General features: G+C 68.9%; 16 protein-coding genes and 1 pseudogene. 4 read left to right on the forward strand and 13 right to left on the reverse strand.

Translation table 11 applies throughout. The annotated features are described in order from the left end of the window. Positions 1-87: 87 nt before the first annotated feature. Positions 88-462 carry a glycoside hydrolase family 20 zincin-like fold domain-containing protein gene (locus ITP53_RS56205; RefSeq protein WP_328815876.1) on the forward strand — a complete coding sequence of 125 codons (375 nt, stop codon included), beginning with the start codon at positions 88-90 and terminating at the stop codon, positions 460-462. Here the strand turns inward: ITP53_RS56205 and ITP53_RS57900 are convergent. From ITP53_RS57900 to ITP53_RS27090, 12 genes and pseudogenes are all read right to left on the reverse strand, one after another. Then, a pseudogene (locus ITP53_RS57900) lies at positions 461-1,195 on the reverse strand (FAD-dependent oxidoreductase); the annotation flags it as partial. The gene ITP53_RS56205 and the pseudogene ITP53_RS57900 sit on opposite strands and share 2 nt — an antisense overlap. Then, positions 1,192-2,901 (reverse strand): alpha-amylase family protein, encoded by a 1,710-nt coding sequence (locus tag ITP53_RS27040; RefSeq protein ID WP_195898260.1) that lies wholly within the window; start codon positions 2,899-2,901, stop codon positions 1,192-1,194. The gene ITP53_RS27040 and the pseudogene ITP53_RS57900, both read right to left, overlap by 4 nt. A gap of 3 nt (positions 2,902-2,904) precedes the next feature. Then, positions 2,905-3,105 (reverse strand): hypothetical protein, encoded by a 201-nt coding sequence (locus ITP53_RS27045; protein ID WP_195898261.1) that lies wholly within the window; start codon positions 3,103-3,105, stop codon positions 2,905-2,907. Beyond that, a complete protein-coding gene (locus ITP53_RS27050) occupies positions 3,102-3,929 on the reverse strand; it encodes a carbohydrate ABC transporter permease (RefSeq protein WP_195898262.1) in 828 nt (275 codons plus the stop codon). Before ITP53_RS27050 ends, ITP53_RS27045 begins: the two co-directional genes overlap by 4 nt. Continuing rightward, positions 3,926-4,819 carry a carbohydrate ABC transporter permease gene (locus ITP53_RS27055; RefSeq protein ID WP_195898263.1) on the reverse strand — a complete coding sequence of 298 codons (894 nt, stop codon included), beginning with the start codon at positions 4,817-4,819 and terminating at the stop codon, positions 3,926-3,928. The genes ITP53_RS27050 and ITP53_RS27055 overlap by 4 nt, the downstream gene beginning before the upstream one ends. Positions 4,820-4,859: 40 nt before the next feature. After that, the gene (locus ITP53_RS27060) at positions 4,860-6,251 is read right to left on the reverse strand and encodes an ABC transporter substrate-binding protein (protein WP_195898264.1); all 1,392 of its coding nucleotides are present in this window, start codon (positions 6,249-6,251) and stop codon (positions 4,860-4,862) included. Positions 6,252-6,569: 318 nt separating this feature from the next. Continuing rightward, the gene (locus ITP53_RS27065) at positions 6,570-8,168 is read right to left on the reverse strand and encodes a solute symporter family protein (RefSeq protein ID WP_195898275.1); all 1,599 of its coding nucleotides are present in this window, start codon (positions 8,166-8,168) and stop codon (positions 6,570-6,572) included. A gap of 17 nt (positions 8,169-8,185) precedes the next feature. Beyond that, on the reverse strand, positions 8,186-8,515 hold the full coding sequence (locus ITP53_RS27070) for a DUF485 domain-containing protein (RefSeq protein WP_195898265.1): 330 nt from the start codon (positions 8,513-8,515) through the stop codon (positions 8,186-8,188). A gap of 192 nt (positions 8,516-8,707) precedes the next feature. Then, a complete protein-coding gene (locus ITP53_RS27075; protein WP_195898266.1) occupies positions 8,708-9,532 on the reverse strand; it encodes a carbohydrate ABC transporter permease in 825 nt (274 codons plus the stop codon). Then, entirely contained in the window at positions 9,529-10,422 is an 894-nt protein-coding gene (locus tag ITP53_RS27080) for a carbohydrate ABC transporter permease (RefSeq protein ID WP_207756470.1), read from the reverse strand. Before ITP53_RS27080 ends, ITP53_RS27075 begins: the two co-directional genes overlap by 4 nt. Continuing rightward, on the reverse strand, positions 10,419-11,675 hold the full coding sequence (locus ITP53_RS27085) for an ABC transporter substrate-binding protein (protein ID WP_195898267.1): 1,257 nt from the start codon (positions 11,673-11,675) through the stop codon (positions 10,419-10,421). Before ITP53_RS27085 ends, ITP53_RS27080 begins: the two co-directional genes overlap by 4 nt. A gap of 36 nt (positions 11,676-11,711) precedes the next feature. Beyond that, positions 11,712-12,875, reverse strand: a complete 1,164-nt coding sequence (locus ITP53_RS27090; protein ID WP_195898268.1) for a trans-sulfuration enzyme family protein — start codon at positions 12,873-12,875, stop codon at positions 11,712-11,714. A 58-nt stretch (positions 12,876-12,933) separates the two neighbouring features. Here ITP53_RS27090 and ITP53_RS27095 point away from each other — a divergent pair, with 58 nt between their 5' ends. From ITP53_RS27095 to ITP53_RS27105, 3 genes are all read left to right on the forward strand, one after another. Next, positions 12,934-13,923 (forward strand): LacI family DNA-binding transcriptional regulator, encoded by a 990-nt coding sequence (locus ITP53_RS27095; RefSeq protein ID WP_195898269.1) that lies wholly within the window; start codon positions 12,934-12,936, stop codon positions 13,921-13,923. A gap of 110 nt (positions 13,924-14,033) precedes the next feature. After that, on the forward strand, positions 14,034-15,086 hold the full coding sequence (locus ITP53_RS59425) for a collagen-like triple helix repeat-containing protein (RefSeq protein WP_195898270.1): 1,053 nt from the start codon (positions 14,034-14,036) through the stop codon (positions 15,084-15,086). Between the two features lie 27 nt (positions 15,087-15,113). Continuing rightward, the gene (locus ITP53_RS27105; protein ID WP_195898271.1) at positions 15,114-15,383 is read left to right on the forward strand and encodes a hypothetical protein; all 270 of its coding nucleotides are present in this window, start codon (positions 15,114-15,116) and stop codon (positions 15,381-15,383) included. A 272-nt stretch (positions 15,384-15,655) separates the two neighbouring features. Here ITP53_RS27105 and ITP53_RS27110 read toward each other — a convergent pair. Then, the coding region (locus ITP53_RS27110; protein ID WP_207756471.1) for an inositol monophosphatase family protein at positions 15,656-16,488 on the reverse strand (833 nt) is incomplete at its 5' end.

Raw genomic sequence — 16,488 nt, forward strand, 5'->3', positions numbered from 1 at the left:
CTGACCGGCTGCGACCTCCAGGGCGACCACACCACCGCCACCGCCCTGACGGCCCTGCGCGCAGCCCTCGCCCCCGGCTCGCTTCCTGTGGAGGTCAGGATCGACGCCGGGGCGGGGCTGCCGGCCGAAGGGTACACGCTGACCGCCGGCGCCGGTGGCGTGGCGATCGTGGGGGCAGACCCGGCCGGGGCCTTCTACGGCGCGCAGACACACGCCCGGCGGCACCTCGGGGTCGTGGGTGAGGAAGTACAGCAGGTCGTGGGCGTGATGCAGGTGGTGCAGCCGGATGCGCTCGCGTTCCTCGGGACCGGCGTCGGGATAGGCCCAGGCCGACCGGTCGAGCACGCTGAGGGAGAACGGGCCGAGCGAGTTGCCGTCGCACTTTGCCGTTCGGGAGGTTGGGCTCCAGGCCGACGAGCCGCCCGGCGCGCGGCTCGACGCCCTGCTCCCGCCAGTGCCTGAACAACCGCCGGCCCAGCTCCCAGTGCTCCTCGTCGTATCCGGGCCGCCGCTCGATCGGGATCCGGTCGGCGGCCGTGCTGAGGCAGACGCGGTAGCCGTACGACATGACGCCGCCGTCGCCCGCGCCGACCTCGGCCATCGGCCCGTCGGCGACCTGCGGCAGCAGCGTGCCGTCTGCCAGGAACGGCGAGATCCACGGCGGGAAGTTGTGCATGCCGGGCACCACTTCGCGGCGCCCGGCGAAGGTCTCCCCGTGCAGCGCGCGGTCCTCCCTGCCGACCCGGTACGACACGCCGGCCGCGGCCAGCAGGTCGCCCTCGTAACTCGCGTCCACGAACGCCCCGGCCGCGAAGTCGCCGGCCACGGTGGCGATGGAGAAGATCCGCTCGCCGCTCGTGACCACCGTCCGGAGCGGGGCCCCGACCACGACCTCGACCCCGGCGCGCTCCAGCCACGAGCGGAAGACGGCCTCGGCGACGTGCGGCTCAGGGCCGGCGTAGTGGCCGGGGGCGACCCCGTACGCGTCGGCGACGGCCCGGCGGAACTCGGCGGCCATCCCGCCCAGCACGCGGGAGTCGCCGACGTCGGTGTAGCCGAGCCCGCCCGAGGTCATGCCGCCCACGTGCCGGCCAGGCTCGACCAGGACCGTGTCGAGGCCGCGCCGGGCGGCGGCGACGGCGGCGCAGACGCCCGCCGACGTCGCGCCGTACACGACCACCTCCGCCTGCCTCATCGCCGCCACCACTTCGCCACGAGGCGCAGGTCCTCGCCGGTGATCCGCTCGCCGGAGTTGTCGATGGACTCGGCGTAGTACAGGGCGGGGACGCCGAGCGCGGGTTGCGCTTCGGCGTAGGCGAGCCAGTCGGCCCTGCTGGGCATCGGCCACTGGTCGGTGTCGATGAGGTGGCCGGGCATGGCGCTGGTGGCCACCGCGTGGCGGAAGCGGAGCTGGTCGACGGCCGGCACGGGGTCGCCGTGGGGGTCGAGCTCCAGCACGTCGTTGAGCCTGATCATGTCGCTCACGTCGGCGAACGCGGGATGCGGCGTGTGCGTGATCATCAGGGCGTCGGGTTTGACGCGTTTGGCGGCCTGGTACATGGTGCCGAGCAGCTCGTACAGGAGGGCGAGCCCCCAGGTGGAGCCGTACGCCTTCAGGTGGGACCCGCTGGGGAACCACTGCGTGAAGTCGATCTTGAATCCGTCGGCGTCCAGGTCGCCGAGCAGCCGTTCCATGATCTGCTGGATCCGCAGGCGGTAGGCCGGGTTCGACGGGTCGGCGGCCACGGCGCGCCCGCCCGCGTCGGTCACGCACTCCTCCGCGGGCAGCCCGTCGGGCGACCACGCCCGCCACCACAGCAGCACGCGCTGGCCGCGCGCGTGCCTGGCGGCGATCCACTCTCTGAGCGCCGGCCACTTGGCCGGGTCAGGCTCCATGTCGCCGTACGTGAGCTGCCACCGGTCGTCGATGACGACGGTCCCCGGCACGACGCCGTGCTCCTCCAGCCTGGCCAGCCACTCGTCGTAGAGGTCCCGCCTGGACAGCTCCACCGGGGAGACGCCGTCGGCGCGGGCGCACTGGGCGCCCCAGCCGCAGAAGATCGGCTCGCTCCACCAGGAGTGCCGCTCCCCGATCGGGCCCTCCGGCGCCAGGCCGTGCGCGACCAGGTCCGTCCGGTGGTGCGCGATCGCCTCGGACGGGGACGACGCGGCGCGGAACACGATCGCCGGCGACGTCCACGCGCCGCGTACCTCCGTGTGGCCCTCGTAGTCGAGCCGCAGCAGCGCCCCGCCGTCCAGCGGCTCGTACGCGACCTCGGTGAACGTCAGGTCGCCGATCCCGGCGCGTACGGAGGCGCCGAGCCAGGGGCCGCCGGGCACGTCGGTCGGCCCGTCCGGCTCCTCCTTGCAGAACGCCAGCGCCAGCGGCGGCGGCGAGAAGACGGCGTGCAGCCGGCCGGGCGAGGCGTCCCCGATCACGGTGAGCGCGATCGGCGTGGACACCGGCCTGACGACCTGCACGGGATGGGCGGGGGTGGGATTGAAGACGCCGCGCGCGTGCACCGCCGTGCGGAACGTGCCCGCCGCGCGGGTGTTGAGCACGGCCCGCCCGCCGAGCAGCGTGACGTCGCCGAGCACGCCGCGGCCCTCGACGCGCACCTCGAGCGCGACCGTCTCCGGCGTGCAGGTGAGCCGGACCGTCTTGGTCTCCCATCCGGTCGTGCGCTGGGGGACGTCGAAGACGACCAGGTCCTCGCCCTCGACGAGCACGGGCGGGAGGGTCTCGTACGTCTCGTCACGCCCGCCCGAGGTGTGGACCGAGGCGATCAGGCTGAGCGTCATCCAGCCTTCCAGCTCGGCGCTGGGGCCCGCGCGCGAGACGGTCAGCCGATAGTGGCCGCTGTCCAGGTGGTATGCCTTGTCAGTGGTGGTGATCCGCATGGTCTAGCCGAATGCCTCGATCTTCGGGGGAACGGGGGCGGTGCCGCCCCCGGCGATGAGCTGGGCATAGTAGCGCCCGGAATCCTTGATCGTGCGGGTGCCTGTCGCGTAGACGCCGCCGTTCTCGGTGATCATGAGCGGCGTGCCGGGGAAACGGCGGCTCAGCCCGCCCGCGCCCCACAGGAATCCGGCGGGAAAGGTCATCCCTTGCTCCCCGTGGTCGCGATGCCCTTGACGAAGTGCTTCTGGCCCAGGAAGAACAGGATGATCATCGGGATCGTGGTGATCACGCTGGCCGTCATGACGATCTCCCAGTGCCACTCCCCGCCGAACCCGAACTGGTCGAGCAGCGCCTTCAGCCCGCGCGGCACGGTGAACGTGGAGGAGTCGCGCAGGTAGATCAGCGGCCGCATCAGGTCGGTCCAGGCCGCCTGGAACTCGAACAGCAGCGTCACCACGACCGCCGGCCTGCACAGCGGCAACGCGACCCTGGTGAAGATCTGCCAGTTGTTCGCCCCGTCGATCTTCGCCGCCTCGAACGGCTCGCGCGGCAGCCCGAGGAAGAACTGACGCAGCAGGAAGATGTAGAAGGCGCTGCCGAACAGGTTCTGGGCCCACAGCGGAGTGAGCGTGCCGACCATGCCGAGAGAGTTCCAGATGAGGAACACCGGGATCATGGTGACCGCGCCGGGCAGCATCATGGTGGCCAGCACGACGCCGAACAACGCTCCCCTGCCGGGGAAGCGGAAGTAGGCGAAGCCCCACGCCACCATCGCGCTGGTGACCGTCACCGCGACCGCGGCCAGCACCGTCACCAGCACCGTGTTGAACATCCACAGCGCCAGCGGCGCCTCCTGCCACACCCTGATGTAGTTGTCGAAGGTGAACGTCTCCGGCAGGATCCGGTGGTCGAACACCTCGCTGCGCGGCTTGAACGAGGCGCTGAACAGCCAGATGAACGGGTAGATGAAGGCGACCGTGAACGCGCTCAGCGCGGTCCACGTCAGAATCTTCCTGAACCGCCTCACGGCTGCCCCCCTTCGTAGTGGACGAACCGCCTGGTCACCATCATCTGCACGGCGGTGATCACCATGATCACGATGAACAGCAGCCAGGCCAGCGCCGAGGCGTAGCCCATGTGCAGGAACTCGAACGCCTGCTGGAAGAGGTAGATCGCGTAGAAGAGCGCCGCGTCGTTGCTGTAGGTGCTGTTGCCCGCGCCGAAGAAGGCGGTGTACGCCTCGGTGAACGACTGCAGGGCGTTGATGCTGTCCACGATGAACAGGAAGAAGAGCGTCGGGCTGATCATCGGCACGGTGATGCGCAGCGTGCGCTTCCACCATCCGGCGCCGTCGACCAGCGCGGAGTCGTACAGCTCCTGCGGGACGCCGCGCAGCGCGGCCAGGATGATGACCACCGAGGACCCGACGGTCCACAGGCTCATCAGCACCAATCCCGGCTTGACCCAGTCGGGGTCGGTGGTCCAGGCGGGGCCGTCGATGCCGAAGACACCGAGGATTTCGTTGATCAGGCCGCTCTGGCCGTTGAACAGCATCAGCAGCAGGATGCCGACGGCCACCGGCGGCGTCATCTTGGGCAGGAAGAAGGCCGTGCGGAAGAAGCCGGTCGCCTTCGTGGCGCTGTTGAGCAGCAGCGCCAGGCCCAGCGAGACGACGAGCTGGGTCGGCACGGACATCACGGTGAAGACGAACGTGTTCCAGAGCGCCAGCCCGACCTTGGGATCCTCGAAGAGGGTCACGTAGTTGTCGAAGCCGACGAACGACGGGTCGTTGATGACGTCGTAGTCGGTCAGCGACAGGTAGGCGCTGTTGATGACGGGCCAGGCGGTGAAGATCAGGAAACCGAGGATCCAGGGGCTGATGAACAGCAGCGCCGCCCGGGTCTCGATCCACCGCATGGACTTCCGTCGCGGGGTTCTGGTGTGGGTCGGGGGCATCTCAGTTCGTACGCTTCGTCCATCCGGCCCAGGCCTCGTCCAGCGCCGCCTGCGCGTCCTGCTGCGCCTTGTCGAGCGCCTCCTGAGGCTCCTCCTGGCCGTTGAGCACCCGGTTCACCGCGTCCTGCCAGGCGGTCTTGAACTCGGAGTCGGCCGGGTTGGCGGGGAGGCTGAAGGTGTGCTGGTTGGCCTCGTAGAACGCCTTGACCCCGGAGTCCCAGGGCTCGCCGCCGGAGGTGAGCATCTTCTCGATCTCGGCGTCGGCCTCGGTGTTGCCGGTCAGGATGCCGGTGAACGGCTTGCCGTCGGCCTTGCGGCTGTCCAGCCGCTTCTGCGCGGCGGTCTTCCAGGAGTCGACGAGCGTCATGGTCTTGGCGAACCTGCAGGCCGCCCCCGGGTTCTTGGAGCCCCTCGGGATGGCCCACGACGACCCGGAGGAGTAGGCCAGCGGCTCGCCCTGCGGCGTGCGGAAGGTGTCGAACACCAGCGGAACCTTGGGCGAGACGTCGTTGAGCACGTTGACGTACCACTGCTCCATCGGCATGGCGCCCAGCTCCTTGCCGGCGAACTGGTTGCCCTTGCCGAAGAAGTCGGCGGCGTCGCGCACGGCCTTCACCTTCGCGAAGCCGCCCTGCTCCTCGTAGACGCCGACGGCGAACTCCAGCGCCTTGACCACCTGGGGGCTGTTGAGCTGGGCCGTCCTGCCGTCGGCGGACAGCAGGTCGGCACCGTTGGCCTTGGCCCACAGCGGCAGGAACTCCGGCAGCTTGCTGTCGTAACCGATCGCCTGGAGCTTGCCACCCGGCGCCTTGACCAGCTTCTTGGCCGCCGCGGTGACCTTGTCCCAGTTGGAGCCGTTGACGTCCTCGATCGTCAGCCCGGCCTCCTTGAGCAGGTCGCCGTTGGCCATCGTGATCTGGACCTGGTTGAACTCGGGGATGGCCCAGGTCTCACCGCCGAACGTCACCTGGCCGAGGGCGTTCTTGTTGTACATCGAGGTGTCGATCTGCTCGCCCTGGATGCACGCCGTCAGCGGGACGATCGCGCCGCGCGAGGCGAAGGTGCCGATCTGGTCGCGGTTGGCGTAGATGAGGTCCGGCGGGTCGCCGGCCGCGACCGACGACAGGAACTGCTGGATGTCGAGGTCGCCCTCGATCAGCTTCACGTCCGCGCCGCCCAGCGACGCCTTGGCCAGATCGACGCGGGTCGAGCCGATCTCGTCGGTCGCGCCGAAGCCCATGACGGAGATGGTGCCCTGGAACTTGGTGGCCGGGTCGAACTGGCCTGGGGATTGGGCCGGTGCCGCCCCACCGCCGGTCCCCTTGGCACACGAGGTGAGGGCCAGTGCCAGGGACACCGACAGGACGGACCAGCGGATGAATGGGGATCTCACGGGGGTAATTCGCCTCCACACTGATCAAGCGGGGCATCAGGCATGTTGATGACGGCCACGTGGCGCCAGGCCAGTGTGGCAACGTTCACACATCTGAGAACGTACCCATACCGCTGAAATCCCGTCAACCACTCAATTCACAGCGTTCCAGTGCTGTTAAGAACGACGAGAGGTATGGGACGCCGGCCGCGATGCCCACAATCCCTTGGGCTTCCGCACACATGAGAGGGCCCGGCCCGCCTCGCAGGGGAGGAGGCGGCCGGGCCCTCTGTGCGGAAGGCGCCTCACCGGGCAGGTGGCGCCTTCACCGGGATGGGATCAGTGCTTGGTGGCCTGTTCGGCGCCCACTCCGGTGAGGGAGCGGACCTCGATCTCGGCGTACTTGGCGGCGTTGTACTCCTTGCTGAGGATCGTGCCGAGCCAGCCGCACAGGAAGCCGAGCGGGATGGAGACGATGCCGGGGTTGCTCAGCGGGAACCAGGCGAAGTCGGCCGTCTTGAACAGCGCCGTCGGGCCTCCGGAGACCACCGGCGAGAAGATCACCAGCAGCAGGGCGGAGACCAGGCCGCCGTAGATCGCCGAGACCGCCCCGGCGGTGTTGAACCGCTTCCAGAACAGGCTGAAGAGGATCGCCGGCAGGTTGCCGGACGCCGCCACCGCGAACGCCAGCGCCACCAGGAACGCCACGTTCTGGTTCTGGGCGAGGATGCCGAGCCCGATCGCGGCGGCGCCGATGACCAGGGCCGAGACGCGGGCCACCACGACCTCCTGGCGCTCGCTGGCCTGGCCGCGCTTGAAGACGTGCGCGTACAGGTCGTGGGCGAAGCTGGAGGAGGAGGCGAGGGTGAGCCCGGCGACCACGGCCAGGATCGTGGCGAAGGCCACGGCGCCGATGAACGCCAGCAGGATCGTGCCGCCGACCGGACCGAAGATCTCCTCGCCGATCCGCTGCGCCAGCAGGGGCGCCGCGGTGTTGCCCGCGGCGTCGCCCTCGGTGATCGCCGTCCTGCCGACCAGGGCGGCCGCGCCGAAACCGAGGACCAGCGTCAGGAGGTAGAACACGCCGATGATGCCGATGCCCCACATGACCGACTTGCGGGCGTCCTTGGCGGTCGGGACGGTGTAGAAGCGGATGAGGATGTGCGGCAGGCCCGCCGTGCCCAGGACCAGTGCCAGGCCCAGGCTGATCAGGTCGATCTTCCCGGCCAGGCCCTGCGCGTCGGTGCCGTACTTCTGGCCGGGGCTCAGGAAGGCCTCCGGGTTACCCGCCGGGCCGCTCGTGGTGGCGGCCTGGCTGAGCAGGGCCGAGAGGTTGAAGCCGAACTTGCCCAGCACCAACAGCGTCACCAGGGCGGCGCCGCTCATCAGCAGCACGGCCTTGACGATCTGGACCCAGGTGGTGCCCTTCATGCCGCCGAAGACCACGTAGACGACCATGAGCGCGCCCACGCCGATGATCGTCCAGATCTTGCCGGCGTCCGACGTGATGCCGAGCAGCAGGCCGACCAGGGCGCCCGCGCCCACCATCTGCGCCAGCAGGTAGAAGATGCTGACCACGATCGTGGACACGCCGGCGGCCGTGCGGACCGGCCTGGGGCTCATCCGGAACGCCAGCACGTCAGCCATGGTGAACTTGCCGGAGTTCCGCATCAACTCGGCCACCAGCAGCAGCGCGACCAGCCACGCCACCAGGAAGCCGATCGAGTACAGGAACCCGTCGTAGCCGGACAGCGCGATGATGCCGGCGATGCCGAGGAAGGAGGCGGCCGACATGTAGTCGCCGCCGATCGCCAGGCCGTTCTGCACGCCGCTGAACGACCGGCCGCCCGCGTAGTAGTCGGCGGCCGTCTTGGTCTGCCGGCTCGCCCAGATCGTGATCGCCAGCGTCGCGGCGACGAAGGTGAGGAAGAGGATCATCCCGAGGGTGGTCGAGCTCACGGAGTCTTCTCCTCAACCTCGTGGCGGAGCTTGTCGGCGATGGGGTCGAGCTTCTTCTCGGCATGCCTGGAGTACGCCCACGCGATGAGGAACGTGGACACGAACTGCAACAGACCGAAGACCAGCCCGACGTTGATGTCGCCGAGCAGCTTGATCGCCATGAAGCCGCGCGCCCACCCGGACAGCACCACGTAGAGCAGGTACCACGCGAGGAACGCCACGGTCATGGGGAACGTCCACGCACGGAAACGCCGCTTCAGCTCCTGGAACTCACTACTTTCCTGTACTTGTTCATAGACCGACGCGTCATGTTCTCTTGTCGTCACGAGACCTCCACTGTGATGCGGATCACGCCCAACGTAAGAGCGCAACATACCCGGCGTGGAGCGTCGTAACGGGGTTGTTCGGCGAGCCGCCGTCGTCCGGCGATTAGTTGGAGATGGCCTGCGGTGAAAGGTCTGTTCGGCGCGATGAGCGGTCGGCTATGCCTTTCACCCCCTTTGGGTCACTCCCTTACGTCACCCCTTCACGGCTCCCGCGGTGAGGCCCTCGACGATGTAGCGGCGGATGGCGGCGAAGAGCACGAGCGTGGGCAGGACGGAGACCACCGTGGCGGCCGCCATCGAGCCCCAGTCGATGTCGTACTGGGTGATGAAGGAGTTCATGGCCACCGGGATCGTCTTGGCGTCCTCGCTGTCGATGAACGTGATCGCCAGGAACAACTCGTTCCAGCACTGCACGAACGCGAAGATGAACGTGGCCGCGATCCCCGGCAGCATGACCGGGATCACCACCCGCACCATGGCCACCAGCCGGGACGCGCCGTCCACCTGGGCGGCCTCCTCCAGCGCGACCGGCACCCGCTCGTAGAACCCGCGCATGATGATCGTCGAGAACGGCACCAGCATCGCCACGTACACCAGCATGAGCCCGGCCAGCCGGTTGAGCAGGTCGAGGTCGGACATCAGCAGGTAGAGCGGCCCGAGCGCGATGAACAGCGGGATCATCTGGGTGACCAGGAACGCCAGCATCAGCGCGCCCCTGCCGGGGAAGGCGAAGCGGGCGAGGGTGTAGCCGCCGAGCACCCCGATCACGGTCACCACCCCGGCCGCGACGAGGGAGACCAGGAGGCTGTTCAGCAGGTACGTCCCGAAGTCGGCGAAGGAGAACAGCTCCGCGTAGTGCTCGAACGTCACGTCGCCCGGCCAGTACCTGAGCGGCATCGAGAAGATCTCTGACTGGGGCTTGAGCGAGGTGACGACGATCCAGTAGAGGGGGAACAGGGTGATCAGCAGCCAGCCGCCCAGCACGACGACCTTGGCCGCGGTCGCGACACGTCTCATCGGGCCTTCTCGAATCTCGTGGCGTTGAGGTAGAAGACGCTGAAGGCGAGCAGCAGGCCGAGGATGAGCAGGCCTACCGCGCCCGCCCGGCCGTAGTCGCCGCCGATGACCTGCTGGATCAGGAAGGTCGTGATGATGTCCGTGCTGCCGGCCGGGCCGCCGCCGGTCATCGAGTAGATGAGGTCGGGGAAGTTCAGGATCCAGATGATCCGCAGCAGCACGATCAGGGCCAGGGTCGGCCGGATGTGCGGCAGGGTGACGTGCCAGAACTGGCGCAGGCGCGAGGCCCCGTCGACCGCCGCCGCCTCGTACAGCTCGCGGGGCACCGACTGCAGCGCGGCCATGATCATGATGGCGAAGAACGTGACGCCGTACCAGATGTTCGCCACGATCACCGAGGTCATCGCCCACCCGGGCGTGGCCAGGAAGCCGATGCGCTCGTCGATGATCCCGGCCTTGAGCAGCAGGTCGTTGATCACCCCGAACTGCCCGTTGAACATCCACCGCCACAGCAGCCCGATCAGGAAGCCCGACATCGCCCAGGGGAAGAACACCCACGCCTGGTAAAAGCCGCGGCCCCGGAAGTGCCGCCGCAGCAGCAGCGCCAGCCCGAAGCCGAGGAAGAACTGGAAGAACAGCGACACGGCGACCCACGTGCCGGTGTTCCTGAGCGCCGTCCAGAACCGGTCCTCCGCCAGCACCGCGCGGAAGTTCTCCAGACCGGTGAACGGTGTCGAGGTCACATCGAACAGGTTGTAGCGCTGGAAGGCGATCACCGCGCCGCGGATCATCGGGTAGTACGTGAACAGCGCCACGAACACCACGCCGGGCAGCAGGCACAGCGCGATGAAGCCGGCCCGGCGGGCGGTGAAGGTGCGGGCCGCGCTCAAGAGACCTTCTTGGCCTGGTCCGTCCAGAAGGCGTCCCACGATCTGAGCACGTCCGCGATCGTCTTCTTGCCGGTGATCAGCGCCTGGATGTCACGGTCGGAGTCCACGGTGAACTGGCTCCAGCCCGGGTAGTCCACCGGCCTGATCGTGATCACCTGTTTCTGGTCCTGCTGCGCCTGCAGGTACGCCTTCCACGCCCCCTGGGAGAACTGCGGATCGTCCTGGGCCTGCTTGGAGATCGGGATGAGCGAGTTGCCCTTGGCGAAGGCGATGCTCTGCTTGGCCTCCGACAGGAACTGCACCAGCTTGACCGCCTCCTTCGGGTGCTCGGTGAACGACGTGGCGCCCCACCCGGCGTAGCCGACCGGCTGGAAGGCGTACCCGGTCGGGCCCTTCGGGATGGGGGCCGTCGACCAGCCCGTCATGCCGCTCTCCTCGACCGTCTTGATCACCTCCGGGTCCTGGATGAGCATGCCGGTGATGCCCGAGGTGAAGCCCTGGACCATCTCGGGGAAGCCCCACGAGACGGAGTCCGGCGGCGACGTCTCCTTGAAGATCTTCACGAACAGGTCGAGGGCCTGCGCCGCCTCGGGGGTCGAGAAGATCGTCCGCTTGTCCTTGAGGAAGAAGGACTTCTCTGGGTCCAGGCTCTCGCCGTTGTACGCGCTGATCATCATGACCGCGTAGTCGGCGCCGCCCTTGCCACCACGGAACGAGTAGCCGAACCGGTCCCCCGTGGTCATCTTCTTGCCCGCCTCGTAGAGCTCCTGCCAGGTGGCCGGCGGGCGGGTCATGCCGAAGTCCGTACGGTAGAAGAGGGTGCGCTGGTAGAACCCGTACGGGATCAGGTACGCCTTGCCGCCGACCTCGACGGCCTTCGTCTGGGCCAGCTCGGTGAGGTCGGACCAGCCCGGCCAGTCCTCGGTGGGCAGTTCGGCCAGCCAGCCGTTGTTGGAGAAGGACTTGGCCGTGTGGTCGCGTACCTCCAGCACGTCCAGGTCCTTCTTGGTCTGCAGGATCTGGGTGATCTTCTGGTCGGCGCTGTCGAGGGGCGGCGAGATCAGCTCGACCGTGACGCCGGGGTTGGCCTGCTCGAAGTCGGCTATCAGGGATTTGATGAGCTTCGTGCGTTCCGGGCTGGTCAGGCTCTCGATCATGCGGAGTCGTATCTCTCCCGAGGACGACGAGCCCGAGCCGCAGCCCGCGAGCACCAGCGTGGTGGCGGCCACGACCGCCAGGAGGGGCTTTCTCATGGGGGCCTCCAGCGTGCTTTTCGACAGCGCTGTCAGTTACGCTAGGCGAGCGACCCCCTCCAGCGCTAGAGCGAGGTCCTTGATCAGACTGTCGGCGGACTCGAGACCTACGGAGAGGCGTACGAGGCCGACGGGGATGCCCATGGTGGCCCGGACGCTCTCCTCGGTGGACAGGGCGGGCGCGTTCACCAGGCTCTCGAACCCACCCCAGGACACCCCGATCCTGAAATATCGCAATTTATCAAGGAAGGATGCGACCGCTTCCCGCGACTCCGTGTCCAGCACCACGCTGAACAGGCTCGAGAACCCCGACATCTGCCGCACCGCGATCTCATGACCGGGATGGGACGGCAGGCCGGGATGGTTGACCGCCCGCACCGCCGGATGCTCCTCCAGGAACCGCGCCACCGCCAGCCCCCGCTCCTGGTGCGCCGGCATCCGCACCGGCAACGTGCGCAACCCCTTGATCACCTTGGCCGCGTCGTGCGGTGACATGGCGGCCCCGTAGAGCTGGTACTCGGTCAGCGCCAGCGGCCTGATCAGCCGGGAGGAGCCGGCCACCACGCCGCCGACGAGGTCGCTGTGCCCACCGATGTACTTCGACAGCGAGTGCACGACGAGGTCGACGCCCATGGTCAGCGGCTTCTGGAACAGCGGGGTGGACCAGGTGTTGTCCATCACCGTCACCAGTCCGCGCTCGCGCGCCCACCCGGCCACCTCCGGGATGTCGACGACCGCGTACGCCATGTAGGAGGGCGACTCGAAGTAGAGTAGGCGCGTGCTCGCCCTGATAGCGCTGTCACATCCCGCGAGGTCGTCGACGTGCGTGTGCGTGACGCCGTACTTCTCCAGGTATCGCAGGAACTGGGTGGTGGGGCCGTACACCGCGCCCAGCACCAGCACGTGATCGCCTGCCGAGACGAGGGAGGAGATGGTCGCCGAGATGGCGCCCATGCCGGAGCCGAAACACTTGGCCCGCTCTCCCCGCTCCAGCGCGGCGAGCTTACGCTGAGCGAGATCGACCGTCGGGTTGGTCCCCCGCCAGTAGACGTACCGCTCGTCCTCGTTCCTGACGGCATCGCCGAGCTCCTCCGCCGTCGCGAACGTGAACAGCGAGTTCTCGAACACCGGCGGATTGACCGCCCCCATCACCCAAGGCTCATCCTCACCCAACCGCCCACAGATCCATTCGTCATCCATGGGGGGCAGCGTATGACAGCGGCATCAGCCGACCGATCCCGCCTCACGGAGTGAGGCCATGAACAGGCGCAAGCCGACCATGGCGGATGTGGCCAGGCATGCGGGGGTGAGCCTGAAGACGGTCTCGCGGGTGGTCAATCAGGAGCCGCATGTCAGGGCTTCGTTGCAGCAGCGGGTGCAGGCGGCGATCACCGCGCTGGGGTACCGCCGTAACGAGGCCGCCGCCCGCCTGGCCAGGGGCGCGACCATGCTGACGCTGGGCCTGGTGATGGAGAACATCTCCAACGAGTTCTACTCGCGCCTGGCGGCCGCGGTCGAGGAGGCGGCGGCCGGGCACGAGGCGCTGGTGGTGTTCGGCTCGTACGAGGAGAGCCCCGACAAGGAACGCATGCTCATCGAGTCCATGTACGCGCGAGGCGTCGACTCCCTGATCGTCGTGCCGTCGGCGGCCGACCACTCGTGGCTGGCCGAGCACGCGAGCCTCACGACGGTGTTCGTGGACCGCGTACCCCAGGGGCTCGACGCGGCGGACGTGGTGCTGCTCGACGACGTACGGGGCGCCCGCACGGCCACCGAGCACCTGCTCGCCCACGGCCACCGCCGGATCGCGCTGATCTCCGACGACGAGGGGCTGAGCTCGGTGCACGACCGGGCGACCGGTTACCGCAAGGCGCTGGGCGCGGCCGGGGTGACGGCCGAGGAGTCGCTGGTCGTGCGGGGGGTGTTCGAGCCCGGGCGGGTGGCGTACGAGGTCATCAGGTTGCTGGATCTGCCGTCGCCGCCCACGGCGTTCTTCGCGACCAACAACAGGGCCGCGATCGGGATCCTGCAGGCGTTGCGGGAACGGCCGGAGCGGCCGGCGTACGTGGGGTTCGACGACTTCGCGCTGGCCGGCGTGTTCAACCCGGGGGTGACGGTGGTCCGCTACGACGTGTCCCGGCTGGCCCGCAACGCCGTCGAACTCCTGCTCAACCCCTCACCGGCGCCGCGCCGCGTCAAAGTCCCCGTCGAACTGCTCGCCAGAGGCTCCGGCGAACGGCCACCCTGATCAGGTCATGGCTCGTTACAGTCCTCGCCACGTCTCCGTGCGGACGGGCCTGAGGTGGTACGGAGCGGGTAACCAACGCCTGTACGATCTCTGGGCGCAAGGAGACGATCATGTCCGAGAGCGGTTCCGGCGGCGACAGCCGGCCTCCCCGGCACGTCCAGGAACCCTCCGCCGAGCGGCCGGTCGTCACGCCTCGGGACGAACCGGACGTATACCTCGACGTGCCCGTGGTCAAGGTCGAGGAGATCAACCTCGAGGTGGAGAACCTGAGGGCGCGGGTCTCACTGCAGGCCGAGGTGCTCGACCTGCTCAGACTCAACGTGGGCGCCGACGTGGCGCTGGGGCGCGTCAACCTCACGATCAAGGGCGTGGAGGCGCAGGCGCTGCTCCAGGTACGGCTCGACAACGTCGCACACATCATCGACCGCGTGATGAACACCATCGACGACAACCCGCAAATCCTGGAGAACCTCACCCGCGGCGTAGCCACAGCCGTCGAAGACCTCGGAACCGGCGCCGGCCACGCCGTCCGCGACGTGGGCACAGGAGCGGGCCGGGCCGTACAAGACGTCGGAACCGGCGCGGGCCGCGCCGTCCAAGACGTGGGCGCGGGAGCCGGCCAAGCCGTCCAAGACGTGGGCGCGGGAGCCGGCCATGCCGTCGAGGACGTCGGAACCGGGGCCGGACGCGCCGTAACCGACGTGGGCGCAGGAGCCGGCCAAACCGTCCAGGACGTCGGAGCCGGTACCACCGAAGCCGTCCAGGACGTCGGCACCAAGGCCGTCCGCACGGCAGGCGACGTGGGCGCGGGAGCCGGCCAAACCGCCGGAACCGGGGCGGATCGCGTCGTCCAGGACGTCGGGACGGACGCCACCGGAGCCGTGCGAGACACCGGCACGGACGTCATCGGAGCCACACGTGACACCGAACCGGGCCGAACCACCCAGCCCGAACGGGCACCACAGCCCGACCGCGGCCAGGCCACGCCACCCAAGGGTGACGAGAGCCGCGAAGACCACGGCCCCGGCGAGCCGGACGAGGCGACGGCCGCCGACGAGCACCGCACGTCCGAGCTGGCCACCGCCCTGGCCAGGGCGTCCTTCCGGGCGGGCAGGAAGTGGCTCGAAGACGCCGCCAGGCAGCACGGACGACGACATCACTGAAGGGCCCCACGAGGGCAGGTGAGAACCATGGCGAAACCGGAGCATCCCGACCACCCGGACGTAGAGATCAGCGCCTCCGTCAAGGCACGGGAGCTCCGCTTCCATGAACGGCCCGACGTGGCCGTCCACCGGGTGGCGGAGCCCGATGGTGAGTCCGCCTCGGGCAGCGACCGGACGAACCTCCCAGACCAGGTGGCGACCCACATCACATACCGGGACATCAGCCTCGATTTCCGAGTCGTCAGCCAACTCACGGACCCGGAGGACCGCCTCGGACACACCGGCCAGGAATCCTAGATCGAAGGCCCCTCCCGAGCCGACCGGCAAGCCCTGCGACACCTTCCAAGCGACGGCCTCCCGTCAGGCCGCCACCGAGCGAGTCCAGCTCCTGGAATCGGTGCTACCCAAGACCGAACCTACAACGTGATATTCGACCATGGGTCATGCCTTGTTCAGAGTGAAAGTCAAATGAGCATCGTAGGTCTGGGCAAACCGGGTCGAATTCGTAGAGGATTGGACATTTAGCCCGTACCAATAGTCACATCAGCGCCATTTGTGCCTCTTGATAGTCAGGCTGGGCGGGCGGCGAGGTGGGCGTCGCGGAGGACCGTGACCAGTTCGTCGGCGAGTTCGGGGGTGGCCGCCACGACGCCGCTCCAGCGTTTCGTGAGGTCGGTGTCCAGGCCGATCGGGCGGCCGAACACGTCCCTGACCGCCCCGCCCGCCACCTCCGCCAGCACCACCGAGGCGGCGATGTCCATCAGCCGGTGCGTGTCGGTGGCGGCGTCGGCGAACGCGTCGGTCGCGCCCTGGGCCACGAGCGCGCCCTCCAGGCAGCTCGTGGACAGGATCCGCACGCGGGCCGCCCGCTGCGCCACCTCCCACCAGGCGGCGGCCGCCCCGGGGTTGGCGGGATGGGGGCGCAGCAGGGAGACCGCAGCCCCCGCCAGCTCCTTACGCCCGCTGGTACGCAGCCGGGACGGTACGCCCGCCGCGGCCCACCAGCTCCGGCCGGTGTCCAGCCAGACGGTGAGCGCCTCGGTGAAGACGCCGTCCTCGGCCACGACCGCCGAGAAGGCGGCCAGCGGGACCCCGGCGGCGGCGTTCGCGGAGCCGTCCACCGGGTCCATGACCAGGGTCAGCGCCGAGCCCTTGTCCACCCAGCCGGTCTCCTCGGTGAGCACGTTGACGGGGTGCTTGGACAGGGCGGCCAGGACGGCGTTCTCGACGAGCACGTCGATGCGCATCGTGGGCGTGCCGTCCGCGCCGTCCGCCACGACGGCGGCCAGGGTGGCGCGGTCGTGCTCGGCGGTGGCGGCGGCGTACGCGTCGAGCGCGGCGGACGCCGCGGCGGCCAGCGCCGGATGCGCCTCCACCGGCACCCCGGCCCCCCACCCACGCC

Origin of the sequence: Nonomuraea cypriaca (genome assembly GCF_015645445.1) — a bacterium.
GTDB lineage: Bacteria > Actinomycetota > Actinomycetes > Streptosporangiales > Streptosporangiaceae > Nonomuraea > Nonomuraea cypriaca.

What these genes read in the sequence shown, in the direction of transcription:
- ITP53_RS27075 (WP_195898266.1), bottom strand. Translation starts at nt 9,532, where the DNA reads ATGAGACGTGTCGCGACCGCGGCCAAGGTCGTCGTGCTGGGCGGCTGG.
- ITP53_RS27055 (WP_195898263.1), bottom strand. Translation starts at nt 4,819, where the DNA reads ATGCGGTGGATCGAGACCCGGGCGGCGCTGCTGTTCATCAGCCCCTGG.
- ITP53_RS27085 (WP_195898267.1), bottom strand. Translation starts at nt 11,675, where the DNA reads ATGAGAAAGCCCCTCCTGGCGGTCGTGGCCGCCACCACGCTGGTGCTC.
- ITP53_RS27065 (WP_195898275.1), bottom strand. Translation starts at nt 8,168, where the DNA reads ATGATCCTCTTCCTCACCTTCGTCGCCGCGACGCTGGCGATCACGATC.
- ITP53_RS27095 (WP_195898269.1), top strand. Translation starts at nt 12,934, where the DNA reads ATGAACAGGCGCAAGCCGACCATGGCGGATGTGGCCAGGCATGCGGGG.
- ITP53_RS27045 (WP_195898261.1), bottom strand. Translation starts at nt 3,105, where the DNA reads ATGACCTTTCCCGCCGGATTCCTGTGGGGCGCGGGCGGGCTGAGCCGC.
- ITP53_RS27040 (WP_195898260.1), bottom strand. Translation starts at nt 2,901, where the DNA reads ATGCGGATCACCACCACTGACAAGGCATACCACCTGGACAGCGGCCAC.
- ITP53_RS27105 (WP_195898271.1), top strand. Translation starts at nt 15,114, where the DNA reads ATGGCGAAACCGGAGCATCCCGACCACCCGGACGTAGAGATCAGCGCC.
- ITP53_RS59425 (WP_195898270.1), top strand. Translation starts at nt 14,034, where the DNA reads ATGTCCGAGAGCGGTTCCGGCGGCGACAGCCGGCCTCCCCGGCACGTC.
- ITP53_RS27090 (WP_195898268.1), bottom strand. Translation starts at nt 12,875, where the DNA reads ATGGATGACGAATGGATCTGTGGGCGGTTGGGTGAGGATGAGCCTTGG.